Source organism: Flavobacterium sp. (assembly GCF_027484705.1).
Classification (GTDB): domain Bacteria; phylum Bacteroidota; class Bacteroidia; order Flavobacteriales; family Flavobacteriaceae; genus Flavobacterium.
This window is the reverse complement of the sequence record NZ_JAIXSL010000015.1, coordinates 57,418-71,234: the sequence shown is the minus strand read 5'-3', so window position 1 is coordinate 71,234 and position 13,817 is coordinate 57,418. Positions and strand designations below refer to the sequence as shown.

Below are 13,817 nucleotides of genomic sequence, written 5' to 3'. Positions count from 1 at the left end.
ACTATTTGATTAGGTCTATTAACGGTATCGGTAAATCAACAATCGTCGCCAATACCGGATTGGTCAAAATGGTCATCAAACTGATCGTATCGAAAGACATACGTACCGAAACAATGATAAAAAAGAATAGCAAAGGCGAACAGAGCATCGCCCATTTCCGGTATTCGCGGTCTTCATAAACAACGTAATAAAAAAATAACAATGCGGTGGCGAAAAGCTGTGCTACCAACAAATACCGGTTTCCTGAAGGCAACAACGAAGTGATGTTCCCTACCGACAAAAACAAAAGCGAAAACCCAAACAGGTTAGAGAATGATTTGCTGTAAGCGCTGAACTTGGATTTGGAAAAATAGATGATCGTAAACAAAATCATGATATACCAATTGATGCTGATGCTGTAATAAGTGATGTACCAGTTTCCGGTCGCATTCAGATCCGAAATTGTTTCTACGTACTCATCGCTGGTGTAACTTTTCACACGCGGCAAAAGAAAATCCGGAGCGACGCTTTCGAGTCTTGAACGAATCGATTCGATATTAAGACTAGAAATGAAAAAACTCGAGATGAAAAAGAAATATAAAATACGCCACGGGATTTTAACGAAATAGAACAGCAGCAGAATTCCGACCGGTAGCACAAACGAAAAATGCACTAAAATACTCAGCACCGCAACGATGACCCCTTTTTTATTGCCGTTGACGAGCAGCAAAAACGCACCATAGAAAAACATGTGCGCGGCAGTCCACATTCTGACACCATTGAGATTCCAGAATCCAATGACGCAACAAAACGCAATCAGAACGGTAACCATACCAACGGTCATTTTCTGTTTTTTGGAAAGATCGAGCAGCAGCCAAATGTTCCTCGAATAGAAAAACCCAAACAAGATTCCGAAAACTGCAAATAAGACGTTTCCGTTGTTCGTAAAAAACGACAGCAAATAAGTGACTAATGGTTGGTAAATATCGACTGTTCCTGTTTCATCCGAATAAAAATTACTCAGAAAGGCATCCCAACTCACCGGCGCGTTATACAGTTCCTGAAGTTTGGCCACATAACGGCTCGAGTCCATGATTTCCGGGCGATACATCGTATAACCATAAAAAATCACAAACAACCAGATGCTGTTTCTGGCCCAGCTTTCCCTGTAGTGTTTGATGGCTTGAATCAGGCCAAGAAAAGGTGAAAATAGAAAGAAAACAAAGTTATTCTTCAAAGGATGGACTTTACGTTTATACAATTGACAGTCAAATTATTGGATCAGTGTGACAAATTTATGGGTAACATGCTCAATTCTGTACTGATCCGGCTGGTCGATGACCAACGCGTTTTGATAATTTCCTTGAAGGAATTCCAAAACGTGATTTTGTTTTAAATCTCCAAACTTTACGGATAAAATCGGTTTTTTTAGTATCGCGTAATCTATCAGTTTGCTGGGAGTTTGTGCGGTTCCTGCGTTTTCGAAATTGACGAGAAAATCCATTTTGCTCATTTCGTACATGAGGGAATTTCTGTCCAAAACATTTTTCAATTGAATTCTATTTTTAGAAGCATCAATGAAAGATTGGACAAATTGCGGCGTATTTGTGTAAATATGAAATTCAAAATTATAGCTGTCATCCAGCGAATTGAGGAAATTCAGAAATTCCGACGGATCTCTTCTGCCGGGAATGAACATGCCGCCATAACCAAAAATGATTTTATCGGTTTGTTTTTCACCTGTGTATAATTTGATGTCTTCAAATCGGAATCCTTGTGAGATGACTTTAATTTTAGAATGGAATTCCTGGTAATATCCTTTAATCGAAGCCTCGGTCGGAACTGTGATGTACGTTGCTTTTCTACAGAATTTCTTTTCAAGATATCCGAAATAAAAAGGCGGTTTGAACGTGTCGTTTTCCTGTCCCATATAAGGATCGCCACAATCCGCAATCCAGACTTTGGCAATACTGTCTGACCAAACTGCCGCAACGCCCCAATGAATCGGATACGGAACCGCTATCGAGATCAAAGCGTCGTAACCTTTCTCGTCTTTCAAAGCTTTTTTGACCAGTGAAACCAACTGAATCATCGGATATTCGAACAACAACATGCTGAATCGCACAATCACGCGCCAGAAAAGCAATATGATTCCGGAGCCTTTCACAGTCGGAACCGGCCAAGTTAATTTCCCTAAACTTTTGTATTCGATGCCGTGATCAGCGCAAAATCTCTCGGTGCCTTCACGCGGATGCGTAATCACTTTCACGCGGTGGCCTTGTCTTACCAATTCTTTCGCCAATTCGGTCGCGCGGAATGATCTCGGGGAATTTTCGGGATAAAACGCATTGCTGACCAGTAAGATTTTTTTGCTCATAAATTCGACTGAAGTATTTTTAGGGAAGTTCGGCAAGTAATTTTACGATGCGTTCTGCTGCTTTTCCGTCCCATTTTTCTGGAATCGAACCTTTTTTCCATTGGTTGCTGAACAAGATTTCGAGTGCGGGCTGAATCGCTTTCGGATTGGTTCCTAACAATTCGTTCGTTCCGAGTTCTATGGTTTCTGGCCGTTCAGTATTGTCGCGCAAGGTCATACACGGAATTCCCATTACGGTAGTTTCCTCAGTAATACCGCCTGAATCTGTAATTACACAAAGCGCATTCTCCACCAAATAATTAAATTCCAGATAACCCAAAGGTTCAATGATATGCAGGTTTGCATTACTGAATCCGGATTCCTGAAGCACTTTCGCCGTACGCGGATGGATTGGAAACAACACAGGCAAGCTATTGACATTATTGGTAATTTCATTAAGCAAAACCACGAGATTCTCAACTTGATCTACATTCGCAGGTCGGTGTAACGTAAGTACAAAATATTTTTTTGTGACTAGATTTAAGGCATTCCAGAAACCAGGTTGCACGAATTTGCTGCGGTTGCTGAGTAAAGTATCAATCATCACATTGCCGACGAAAAAGATTTTATCTTCAGCTACGCCCGCTTTTCTTAAGTTCTCAGAAGCCCAAACCGTAGTCGTGAAAAAATAATCCGTAATCGCATCTGTCACCAAACGGTTAATTTCTTCAGGCATTCCCATATCGTAAGAACGGATTCCGGCTTCGACATGCGCCACTTTAGTATGGAGCTTTTTGGCTACGATACTGCAGGCCATCGTACTCGTCACATCGCCGACGACCAAAACCAAATCGGTCGGATTGGCGATAAGTTCTTTTTCGAAAGCCATCATAATCGCAGCGGTTTGTTCGGCTTGCGATCCGCCGCCACAGTTCAGGTTGATGTCGGGTTCCGGAATGTTGAGCTGCCTGAAAAACGTATAGCTCATTTTCTCATCGAAATGCTGGCCGGTATGCACCAATCGATACGAAATCTGCTGTGCTTTTAATGCATGAACAATCGGCGCAATCTTAATGAAATTGGGCCTTGCTCCTGCTATGAGTGTAATGTTATTCATAAATTTTAGTGAATCCTTAAAATCGCATGAGGATCAAAAACGCCTGAGAATTCGATGCTCATCGGTAGTTCTTTTTCCCATTCCTGAATCATTTTCTGTTCATCTTCGCGAATCGTATCATCGACCAGAATCACAGAATTCGGCAACAGATAATCTTTAAAAAGATACAAGAAACCGCGTCTTCCGCCTTTGGTATTACCCGGAGGCGCATCGCACACGCAAAGTCCGATTTTCTCGGCTTGAAAACCGTCAGTGTCGTACCACGCAAAAGCTCCGTAATCTTTTAAAGGCCGCGTGTAAATCGTATTGTTGCTCATTTGGTTTTTATCGAGTTCTTTCTGAATGCGGTGCGCCCAGAAATCGATGTGTTCGAAAGAAACCATTTTGCGGTTTTGCTTTTTGGCGATAATGCCCAATAGAATTGTAGACAATCCGCTGCCGCATTCGAAAATCAATCCTTCTGATTTCATCGTTTTTTCGATGCAGGTAAGCGTGTAATCGATTTGTGCTGAAAACCCTTGATTTCCCCATGCGTAAACCAACCTTTTGATCAGTTCTGGCGAAGGAATGCGACCGGCTTCAATTTCAGCTTTGTATTCTTCAAGCGCTTTAGGCCACAACCACGATTGGTGGATTTTCAACAACGATTTTCTGATCGAAAGCGGGATAATGTCTTGGATTCTCATTTTTTATAGTTTTTTAATTTACAACTAATCGGATAATAAATATAGAATAATAAAGCACTGCTATTGTATATCGACGCCATTTTAGCATAGTCGAGCCGCAATCCTTCAGTGGTGATTTTATTAAGATGCTTCTCTTTTAGTTTTTGGATAAACTTAAAATAATTTTTGATATTCTTCTGCCCAATAAACGAAGTTAATGGCAATAAAGTGAATTTTCCTACAACATGATTGATCAGTAGCTTTTGAGACTGCCGGGATTCGATTTTGTTCCCAAAAGATTTGATGTCTTCAATCGCATGGATGAAACCTTGAATCGCTTTCTCTGAATAAAACAACGCAGAATTAGTCGCTGATCCCGGACGCGTAGTTCGCTGATAAAACCTTTGGTTGTCAAACGCCACTTTCTGAGCGACTGCAAAAAATTTAGCCAAAAAAAGTCCGTCTTCGAGGTAAGGAACATCTTTAGGATAATGGATTTCAAACTGATCTAAAATCGATTTTTTGAAAAGCATTCCCACGGAACGATCCGGATCGACAACACCTGGTCCGCGTGAGGCGAAATAACCTTCAACACCATCAACAGTCTGTTGCAAATGATTGTAATTCGTATGCCAAGTGCTTTTCCCATTAACATCGAACACTTCAAACCCGAGATAAAACCCATCCAAATCTTCTTGTTCGGCGCGCTCTAAAAACCTGTGAAACGTATTGGGCAAAACATAATCGTCAGGATCAATCGGCAAAATGTATTTTCCTTTGGCCATCGCAATCGCATTATTTCTGGCCATCGAAACGCCCTGATTTTCCTGATCAATTAAAATCAGATTGGAAAATTCGGCTTGTAATTTTCGGACAATTTCACTGCTTTTATCGGGTGAACCGTCGTTGGTGACGATGATTTCATAATCGATTTTTGGGATATTCTGAGCTTCTAAACTCCGGATGCATTTTTCGATAAAACCCTCAACTTTATAGGCCGGAATGATAATACTTAGACGCATATTTAAGCGTAAAATAGGTTGGTTTTATTATTCGGCAGCCTTTTTTTCAAAGCGAAAATATAGTAAAACGGATTCAGGTAAAAACACGCAAATCGGTACAAGGGCGCGTAAATCTTATGTTGTTTGTTCCAACCTAAACTTTGGAAAATCTTGGAAACGCCGTAAATAAATTGCTCAGATTTCACAATTTCGAAAGGCAAATACGGATGCGCAATTTTCTTCCTAATCTTATACGAATTGAACACCGATGGTTTGAATAAAACCGCATCACCTACATTGTTCGTGGCATTTTGATGGATGCGATAACCCACAGTTTCTTTATGGAAATAATAGAATTTTTCGCCCGAAGCGGTCAGTTTGAGCCACATCGGATAATCTTCAATCAAGCGGTTCGATTCGTCAAAACCGCCTACTTTGAGTACGCATTGTTTATTGAAAATATAAGACGGCGTATAGTTGATTCTATCAGAAACCAACAACAACTGATGCTGATCCTGAGCCGTCAACATAGCGCCCATAAGATTTTCCGGAAACGCTTGCGGAATGGTTTTGATGTAATTATCTTCAATAAAAACATCTTTATAAAGCCGCACCTGACTGAAAATAACATGCGCTTCAGGATGCTGCTTGATAAAATTGACGTTGTCTTCAATGCAATTCGGCAGCAAAATATCATCACCCGCGATAAATTTCATCCAATCTGATGGCGCAGCGGCCACGCAACGGTTGCAATTCGCGGAAACTCCGGTATTTTGAGGAACCGTAATGACTTTGATACTCACAAATCGCTTTTGGTTTTTCTCTTGCGCCGCCCAATCCTGAATCAGTTTTATCGTATCATCGGTTGAACAATCATCCGAAATCACAACGGCGATATTCTCATACGTCTGATTATAGACACTTTCGAGCGTTTCAATGATGTAAGGCGCGGAAAAATAAGTAGCGATCGCAACGGTAACGGTCATTGGAATGGTTTAAGAAATTTTAGCTTTCAATTTTTTGACCAGATTTTTGAGATACAATTTGAGGTAGCTTCGGGTCAAAGTCCTGAAATAATGTGAATTCACGATAGCTCCGACATGGAAAATCTCATAACGGAAATCGATTTTTGGATTGATTTTCTTGTCTGTGAAATGTGTAGCTGTATAGGTAAAATGAAAAATCGGGGCATCATCAAAATTGTGGTGCGTGGCAAGTTCTCCGCTACCGATGTTGACCACATAATTCTGTGAAGGCCTGATGCAAAACGTATCGGTTTTCAAAACGGAATAACACCATTGGTAATCCCAAGTGTTGATGCGGTTTTCGTAAACTTTAAGAAACAATCCTTCCCAATATTTCGCCCAAATCGCATTGCCGTCGAACAAAACCGGAAGATGTAGGTTTTTCTTCATTATAGCATCGGCTTCCAGAGAAATTTTCGGATCATAATTCGCCCAGGTTTCCTTTACTTTTTGCACGCTATTGCGCCAAGTAGCCCAGCCCCACATATTGAAATAACGGGTTTTGCCGTAAGGTTGCTTGTCGTTTTGATAGCCTAAACTGCAACCGTTGATCGTAAGAATACTGTCATCGTCGCGGTATTTTTCCAGCATGGCTTGGCAATATTCAAAAAAGGCGTTGTTCGGAATGATGTCATCTTCTATTATGATTCCTTCGGGTTCGTTTTCAAAAAACCAATCGATAGCCATTTGAACCGCAATCCTACAGCCTTTATTTTCGGGATGATACAAAGTTTTGACTTCACAATCCCAATCAACCTGACGGACAATTTGCTTTACTTTTTGAGTATTTTCAACATCATCTTGTCTTCCATATCTGGCGCCGTCAGCCGCAATATAGAGTCTCGCTGGTTTCAGTTTCCTGAAGACTTCGAACGACTGTGCCGTTTCTTCTGGACGATTAAAAACGATATATAAAATAGGCGTACTATACATATTTTTTCAAACGTAACTTATGGTTGAGTGTATTCAATTTATGATAAAACCAATGCCATCCGCGGGTAAGCGATACTTTTTCCCATTTAGCGTAATCGAATGCGGTACTCAGATCGAAGCCTTTAAATTCTCCTTCAAAAAGATTTTTAGGTTGGTAAATTCTGAAAGGAATTCCAAAGCTATTGATGTGAAAACCATAAGGCAAAGTGTTCTCCTGTGCGAGCGCTTTCAAATCTTTATCGAGTAACATCGCAATCAGTTCTTCATAACTCTCAGGATTGTGCGTGGCTTCAAAAGCCTTGTAGAAACTTGGCCCAAGCAATATCGACGGTTTGCCCCAATAAGTGGCTTCAATACCGACAGTGGAACCAAAGGTCAGGATTTTATTAGAAGCATGCATCAAATCGTAACTGTTGATTGGCGATTCGGGCATGATGAGTTCGATGTTTCCCTGTAAAGCGGCATAAGTTTTCTCCAAATACTTCTTAGCCATCGTTTTCATGTTCGGATGCAGGCGCACCCATATTTTTTTGTCTGACAAGCGTGGGTCATTCATCAACTTCAACATCAATTTGGTCTGGGTTTCGAAAAAACCGGAATCCCAATCTTTGCCTATCGAAACATACTCATCCTCCGAAGAATTGAAAATCACAATATTATCAACGGTTTCATCCCAATGTTCGGGCAACAAACCTTTCTTCTGGTCTTTGGTAAATGAAACCCAACCTTGGTCTTTTCCACTAGCCCGATTTTTATAGAAATCGTGAGCCACTTGATTTTTATTTTCAGCATCCGCATTTTGCTCCCAAGCTTTTGACGCACGGTCGATGAATGGACCGATTTCATGCGGCAACACATTATCGAACAATTCGTAAGTCTTGAAATTGTGGCCTCTTTCATGGATCAAAACCGGAACACTTTTCTTTTGGGCCGCTCGTAAAGCTGCTCGATTCGTCGCAAACCTGCCGTTGAAATTGTAAAAAGTATCAATCGAATAAGCGAGCAATTCACTTTGAAAAAAATGATAGCAATAATGCGCCGAAAGGATGATTCTCGAAAGCATATCATGAAAAACCTTCAAATCCGGTTCCGGATCGCGGACAATCGAAACCAGGGATGAAAGCGCCGCATCACCTATTTCAAAATTGTCAATCTTGTATTGTCTGAGTTCCGCAATCGAATTGAAATGCAATTCGGGCAAACTGTTAAACGTTTTATTTTTGGGTTTTGAAATCTTAATCTCGTGATAATTTTCATTATTGGTCAACAATTCCTGGCCTTTACTTCTTTTCGAAGTACACGCAATGCATTTGAGCAAATCGCCATTCGGATTGAAATCGCAACTCACCAAATGTTTGTCGCATACAAAATGATATACCGTATCGCCTTTGTCGAGATGAAGCTGGATCAGCTCGAGCTCGGTTTCGAAATGCGGCGTGTATATGTAATTTGTAAAAAAGGCTACATTCATTGCTGGTTTGTGATATTAACAGATATTGCCGTAAGTATGGTTATATTTTTCCATCAGGCTTTTATATTTCGGAAGCATTAACGATTGATCGACCGGCTGATACGTTTGCCCGAACAAGCTGTTGGTAAACTGAATCTGGAACAACAGGCGTTTTCCTTGCGTGAGGTCTTTCCCCTTATGGAAACCTCTCGTATCCACAGCCAAAATGCTGCCTCGTCTGCCACAAATTTCCATGACGTTTTCTTTGCCGAAAACCCTTTCGATTGCTTCGTCTTCGAAACGTCCGTCGCGGTTGATGGCTTTTGGGAGTTTTCCGTGCGATCCTTTCACAAAACAATGCGGTCCGGTTTCAGGCGTCACATCGGTGATATAAAAAAAGAACTTCATAAACTTAATCCTGTCGAGGTCGAAATGATACATTTGCGCCGCAGCATTTTTTCCAACGCCCTGAAACGGAGCGCTCCACCAGAAAGCCACCAAATCCAGAATGGGTTTACAACCTAAATATTCCTGTGCAAAAGCCAACAACGACTGGTCAAAGATCAACTGCTGTAAAGCGTCACACTGCACAATTTGATTTCCTGTGAAATTATACCGCGGCGATACCGGTTTGTGTTCATCAAAAAGGACTTTTTCCTTAGAATATTTCTGGTCGTCCGTAGCAGTTTCGAGATAGGAAACCTGCGTTTTGGACGCATAGTTATAAATCTCATCAATCATGCTGTCTGGCAAAACGGCATCGAAGTGGACAAAACCGTCTTTTTTCATCGCCGCCACAGTCTTGGATATTTCGTCTTTACTGAGATTCAGTATTCCTTGCGAATCAACGTGATCGTATTTTCCGAGTTGCTTGTTGATTTGAGAGGAAATCTGGTCATTCGATTGGCCTTTGGTCAGTACGAACAAATCGCGGAACGCCATATAGCCTTTTTCGGAAGACACTTTGGTTTTTAAGAATTGACTGTATTCTTCTGAAAAAGTACGTCTGGATCTCAAAGTTCTTAACGTCTTTCTTATAAAATTGGACACTGCTCTTTTCATGATGCTTTTATTTTAGAAATGGTGAAGTGATACTTTTGGTGCATGTTGTCATTAATAAGTTCAAACGAGATACAAAGATGTTTTTTTAGGAAATCTGGTAACGATAGATACTCGGCGATGGCTTGGGTATTTTCAATTTCGGCGCGATGCAACCCGATATGAAATGCTTCGCCGATGGCTATTTTGTGCGTCTTATGAAGTTGCCCATTGACAAATATGCTCAGTGCTCCGTTAATTCTTGACATTCCGTGGATTTCAATTTGACTCCAATCTTCATTTTTAAGAATGGCCAAAGCTTTATTTTCGCTAGCGATGCCTTGGTTTTCCCGAAGGAGTTCGACAGTGCTTTTCTGGGGGCTGTAATGTTCGAAACCACGGTAAAAATAAGGCAACTGTTCTTCGACAAAAGCAGAGATTTCTGTGGGTGGATCAAAAACAAAACGGTCTTTTATTTTTTCTGTCGGTGAACCGGCATGAATCGTGTAAGGTTCGATATCTTTAAAAACAATTGCGTTGGTACCAATAATAGCACCTCGCCCTACATAAATACCTTGCCTGATAAACACGTTTTTGCCGATCCAACAATCTTCTTCAATAACTACGGGTTTACTGACCTTATTGAAGGCCGCTGCCGACCCCGCATGTTTTTTATCCTGCTCCCGAATCGTGAGGTGCGGCGCGCTTTTATAATTGTGGTTTCCCGAAGAAATGAAAATATCGGGCGCCAGAATCGAATACTTGCCGATGCTTACAGAACCGATAATTTTACAGCGATCCTGCACGGAGGCGTATTCCTTAATCTCGATTTTGCTGTCATAAAGCGTCTGGATTTCGACATCGTGACCAATCCAGCAATGGTCTTCAATGACAATGTTTTTCTGATTGCGATCCGATGGAAAACTCGCAAAAATCCTGCTCCCTTTTTCAATATCAGCTTGCGCGAAAATCAGGATGTTCTGGGCACTTCTTAAATGAACACCAAAGAACAACCGCGTTCCGTATAGTGAACTGTAAAAAGCATTAATGAAAATGCTTCGGAATCGGAACAGGTCTGAAAAAAATTTGAGCATGCTTTAATTTTGGATGAAATCGAGACGCATCCGCGTGCCTTTTTCTATATCGGTATTTACTTTTTTGCCCAAAAGCTCGTGGTAATATTTAGGATGCAAACCAAAACCAGGACGTACCGAGCGCAGGTTTTTTTCTGTAAGCATCTCGCCTGCTTTGACATCTTCAGCGATGTATAACGAACGGCTGAAATCTTTGCCTTTGGCTTGTTTTTCAGTCAAATGATAATCGACGACGCCAATCGCTTTTTCAGCTTCACGGACGGCTTTAACCATCGCGGTGAATTCTTCCTCGTTCATCGAAAAAGTCGCATCCGGCCCTCCAATGGCGCGGTCAATGATGTAATGCTTTTCGATGATTTTAGCCCCGAAAACTGTTGCTACAATCGGCACGGTGCTTCCCAAAGTGTGGTCGGAAAGTCCGGAAATGACGTTGTATCGTTCGGCCAAATCTTTGACCATACACATGTTCGCTTCATCAATCGGCGCGGGATAACTTGACGTACATTTCAATAATGCGACATCATGATTTCCCATGCGGTGACAAGCATCAAGCGCGAGTTCGATATCTTCTTCCTGTGCAATTCCTGTGGAAAGTATGATCGGTTTTCCTTTTGAAGCTACATACTCGATTAATGGAATATCGGTGATTTCGAAAGAAGCGATTTTATACGCCGGAGCATTTAAGGTTTCCAAAAAATCAACCGCTGTTTTGTCAAATGGCGATGAAAAGCAAATCAATCCTTCTTCAGCCGCGGCTTTGAATAAGGCTTCGTGCCATTCCCAAGGCGTGTAGGCTTCCTGATACAATTCGTGGTATTTTTTGCCATCCCAAATCGTTCCGGTAATCACAAAATCTTCTTTGTTCGAATCTAAAGTCAGCGTATCGGCGGTGTAAGTCTGCAATTTGATGCAATCCGCGCCAGCTCTTTTGGCAGATTTGATGGTTGCCAAAGCATTGTCTAAACTACCGTTGTGGTTCGCGGAAAGTTCCGCAATGATGAACACCGGACTGTCTTTATCAATTATAAAATCTCCTATTTTCATACTTTTTTCTAATATTATTGCAAGATCAATCCGACTTTTACCTCGAAATCGATTGCTCTGAATTTGTCAATTTGAATCACACCGTTGGGCGTTTTTACTAAAAATGGATTCGCGGATAAAACCAATCCGTTCGGCATATCGTATTCATATCCTACATTCGAAAACCCAATGCTATCGATGGTGATTTTGTTGCTGTCAAGATGCGTAAAAGCGCCCGGATAAGGAAATGCCTGAGCGCGCACCCAATTGTAAATGCGTTCTTTTTGCCAATTCCAATCGATGTTGCCATCTTCGGGAGTTCTTTTTCCGAAATAAGTGGCTTCGTTGTGGTTTTGTGGTTGCGCAACAAGGGTGTTATTTTCTATGCGATGCAAAACCTTATCAATTAAAGGGATGTATTGGTCGTTGTATTTATTGAGAACGTCAGCGCCGGTATCTTGACTATTGATTTCAATTTCGATTTGTTCGATGATGTCGCCCGTGTCGCAGCCTTCGTCAATCAGATGCGCCGTGATTCCGGTTTTGGTTTCGTTGTTGATGATCGCCCAGACATGCGGTGTTCTTCCGCGGTATTTAGGCAACAAAGAACCATGAATGTTGAACGCTAAAATCGACGGATGATTGATTAAATCTTTCTCGATAAGGAACAAATAATTCACAGAAACCAATACGTCAATCGGTTTGTTTTCGTAAAATTCCTGCGACTTGCCTTTTCTGGGATTGCCGATGAAAATATCGATGCCTTTTTCATTACAGAATTCAATAATAGAATCTGACTTTGAATCCGTAAAAACGAATACAATCTCTTGCTGCGCATACAAATGACGCAACACGATGTTTCCCAAATTGCCGCTAACGAGAACGCCTAATTTCATGGATTCGAAATTTTAGAATGAATCACCACATCGATGAATTTGGAATTGAAATAGCAATGTTCCTTCAAACGCGCTTCTTCATAATAGCCCGAACCTTCCATGGCTTCGTATAAATGTGGCCGCAGATCGAACGCGTAAGTGTATATTTTATGGAATTGAAGTTCCTTGAAAGCGACTTCTTCAATCAACTTTAAATAATTCGACCAATTGCGGATGAAATAATCTTGTTCAAGTTCAGTTTTCATCACAAATGAAATTTCGGCATTTTTGTCAATCCAATTGATGTGTACCAAACCGCCGTAACCGATAAATTCGCCGTGTTCAAAAAATGAAAACAACAATTGGTTCGGATGTTCCTGTTCGAACAAACTTGAAACTACGGTTGCAAAATAATTTTCCTGCGCTTCCACGGTAAGTGGTTTGGCTTGGCGCAAATGATAGATTTGCTCGTTTCTGATTTTTAGAATCGCGTATTTATCTTCATCGCGGATCGGCTCAATCGAAAATCCTTCGTTCGTAAAAACTTGAGTCGATAAGCATTTATAAGCTCGCATTTGAGAATAATTTGTATTTCATTTCGGCTAAAATCCAGTCGTTTTCATTGTCGATATCTTGGGCGTATAAATCGTTGATTTCAATCGTGAACGTATTTTCGGTTCTCAAACTTTTGGTGGCCAGCAATCGATCTACATTGAAAGTGTAGAACATGCCCGCGTCAAAATAAGCTTGCTCCAAATCCTGTGTTCTGGTATTCGAACTCGACGCGTCGAAAGGTTCGATTTTACCTTGACCGGAAACTTTCAAAGCGCGCTGAATCGGATGCGAATATGCCAAACTTGGAAAAACGCAATCGCAGTTTTTTTGATTTAAAAGCGCAAAAGAATCCTGAAGCAGTTTAGGATTTACGAACGGCGCGCAAGCGTAAATGCACGTTCCTTGCCCGAATTCTTGTCCATTATTGCGATACCAATCTAAAACTTCCGTCAAAACATCGACGGTTGTCGCAAAATCATTGCTGTTTTTTTCGCTGCGCAGGAATGGAATTTTGGCTCCGTATTGCTTGGCGATTTCAGCGATTTCAGCATCATCCGTAGACACCATCACTTCATCGTACAAACCGCTTTGCAACGCCGCTTCAATCGAATAAGCTACAATAGGTTTCCCGAAAAAAAGCTTGGTGTTTTTCCTTGGAATTCTTTTGCTGCCGCCGCGTGCGGGAATGATTGCGATTCTTTTCAAC

14 protein-coding genes are annotated in these 13,817 nt (G+C 41.2%); all 14 read right to left on the bottom strand.

The genetic code is table 11. From position 1 onward, the window contains the following. Position 1 precedes the first annotated feature (1 nt). The 14 genes from Q0058_RS08160 to pseF are packed head-to-tail and all read right to left on the bottom strand — an operon-like array spanning position 2 to position 13,816. Positions 2-1,216, bottom strand: coding sequence for an EpsG family protein (locus Q0058_RS08160; protein WP_298222739.1), 1,215 nt, complete (start codon positions 1,214-1,216; stop codon positions 2-4). A gap of 36 nt (positions 1,217-1,252) precedes the next feature. After that, positions 1,253-2,356: a glycosyltransferase gene (locus tag Q0058_RS08155; RefSeq protein WP_298222738.1), complete on the bottom strand. Its 1,104-nt coding sequence runs from the start codon at positions 2,354-2,356 to the stop codon at positions 1,253-1,255. Positions 2,357-2,375: 19 nt separating this feature from the next. Then, positions 2,376-3,452, bottom strand: coding sequence for a UDP-N-acetylglucosamine 2-epimerase (non-hydrolyzing) (wecB, locus tag Q0058_RS08150; protein WP_298222736.1), 1,077 nt, complete (start codon positions 3,450-3,452; stop codon positions 2,376-2,378). Positions 3,453-3,457: 5 nt separating this feature from the next. Then, positions 3,458-4,138 (bottom strand): hypothetical protein, encoded by a 681-nt coding sequence (locus Q0058_RS08145; RefSeq protein ID WP_298222734.1) that lies wholly within the window; start codon positions 4,136-4,138, stop codon positions 3,458-3,460. Next, the gene (locus Q0058_RS08140; RefSeq protein WP_298222731.1) at positions 4,135-5,139 is read right to left on the bottom strand and encodes a glycosyltransferase; all 1,005 of its coding nucleotides are present in this window, start codon (positions 5,137-5,139) and stop codon (positions 4,135-4,137) included. The genes Q0058_RS08145 and Q0058_RS08140 overlap by 4 nt, the downstream gene beginning before the upstream one ends. Before the next feature lie 2 nt (positions 5,140-5,141). After that, positions 5,142-6,104 carry a glycosyltransferase gene (locus Q0058_RS08135; RefSeq protein ID WP_298222728.1) on the bottom strand — a complete coding sequence of 321 codons (963 nt, stop codon included), beginning with the start codon at positions 6,102-6,104 and terminating at the stop codon, positions 5,142-5,144. Between the two features lie 9 nt (positions 6,105-6,113). Further along, positions 6,114-7,076 (bottom strand): nucleotide-diphospho-sugar transferase, encoded by a 963-nt coding sequence (locus tag Q0058_RS08130; protein ID WP_298222726.1) that lies wholly within the window; start codon positions 7,074-7,076, stop codon positions 6,114-6,116. Continuing rightward, positions 7,069-8,547 (bottom strand): hypothetical protein, encoded by a 1,479-nt coding sequence (locus Q0058_RS08125; protein WP_298222724.1) that lies wholly within the window; start codon positions 8,545-8,547, stop codon positions 7,069-7,071. Before Q0058_RS08125 ends, Q0058_RS08130 begins: the two co-directional genes overlap by 8 nt. 15 nt (positions 8,548-8,562) lie before the next feature. Beyond that, positions 8,563-9,588, bottom strand: coding sequence for a phytanoyl-CoA dioxygenase family protein (locus tag Q0058_RS08120; RefSeq protein ID WP_298222722.1), 1,026 nt, complete (start codon positions 9,586-9,588; stop codon positions 8,563-8,565). Next, positions 9,585-10,658, bottom strand: a complete 1,074-nt coding sequence (locus Q0058_RS08115) for a DapH/DapD/GlmU-related protein (protein ID WP_298222720.1) — start codon at positions 10,656-10,658, stop codon at positions 9,585-9,587. The genes Q0058_RS08120 and Q0058_RS08115 overlap by 4 nt, the downstream gene beginning before the upstream one ends. A gap of 3 nt (positions 10,659-10,661) precedes the next feature. Continuing rightward, a complete protein-coding gene (pseI, locus tag Q0058_RS08110) occupies positions 10,662-11,702 on the bottom strand; it encodes a pseudaminic acid synthase (RefSeq protein ID WP_298222718.1) in 1,041 nt (346 codons plus the stop codon). Positions 11,703-11,716: 14 nt separating this feature from the next. Continuing rightward, on the bottom strand, positions 11,717-12,577 hold the full coding sequence (locus Q0058_RS08105; protein WP_298222716.1) for a methionyl-tRNA formyltransferase: 861 nt from the start codon (positions 12,575-12,577) through the stop codon (positions 11,717-11,719). Then, positions 12,574-13,131, bottom strand: a complete 558-nt coding sequence (locus Q0058_RS08100) for a GNAT family N-acetyltransferase (RefSeq protein WP_298222714.1) — start codon at positions 13,129-13,131, stop codon at positions 12,574-12,576. Before Q0058_RS08100 ends, Q0058_RS08105 begins: the two co-directional genes overlap by 4 nt. Continuing rightward, entirely contained in the window at positions 13,118-13,816 is a 699-nt protein-coding gene (gene pseF / locus Q0058_RS08095) for a pseudaminic acid cytidylyltransferase (protein ID WP_298222712.1), read from the bottom strand. Before pseF ends, Q0058_RS08100 begins: the two co-directional genes overlap by 14 nt. Position 13,817 lies beyond the last annotated feature (1 nt).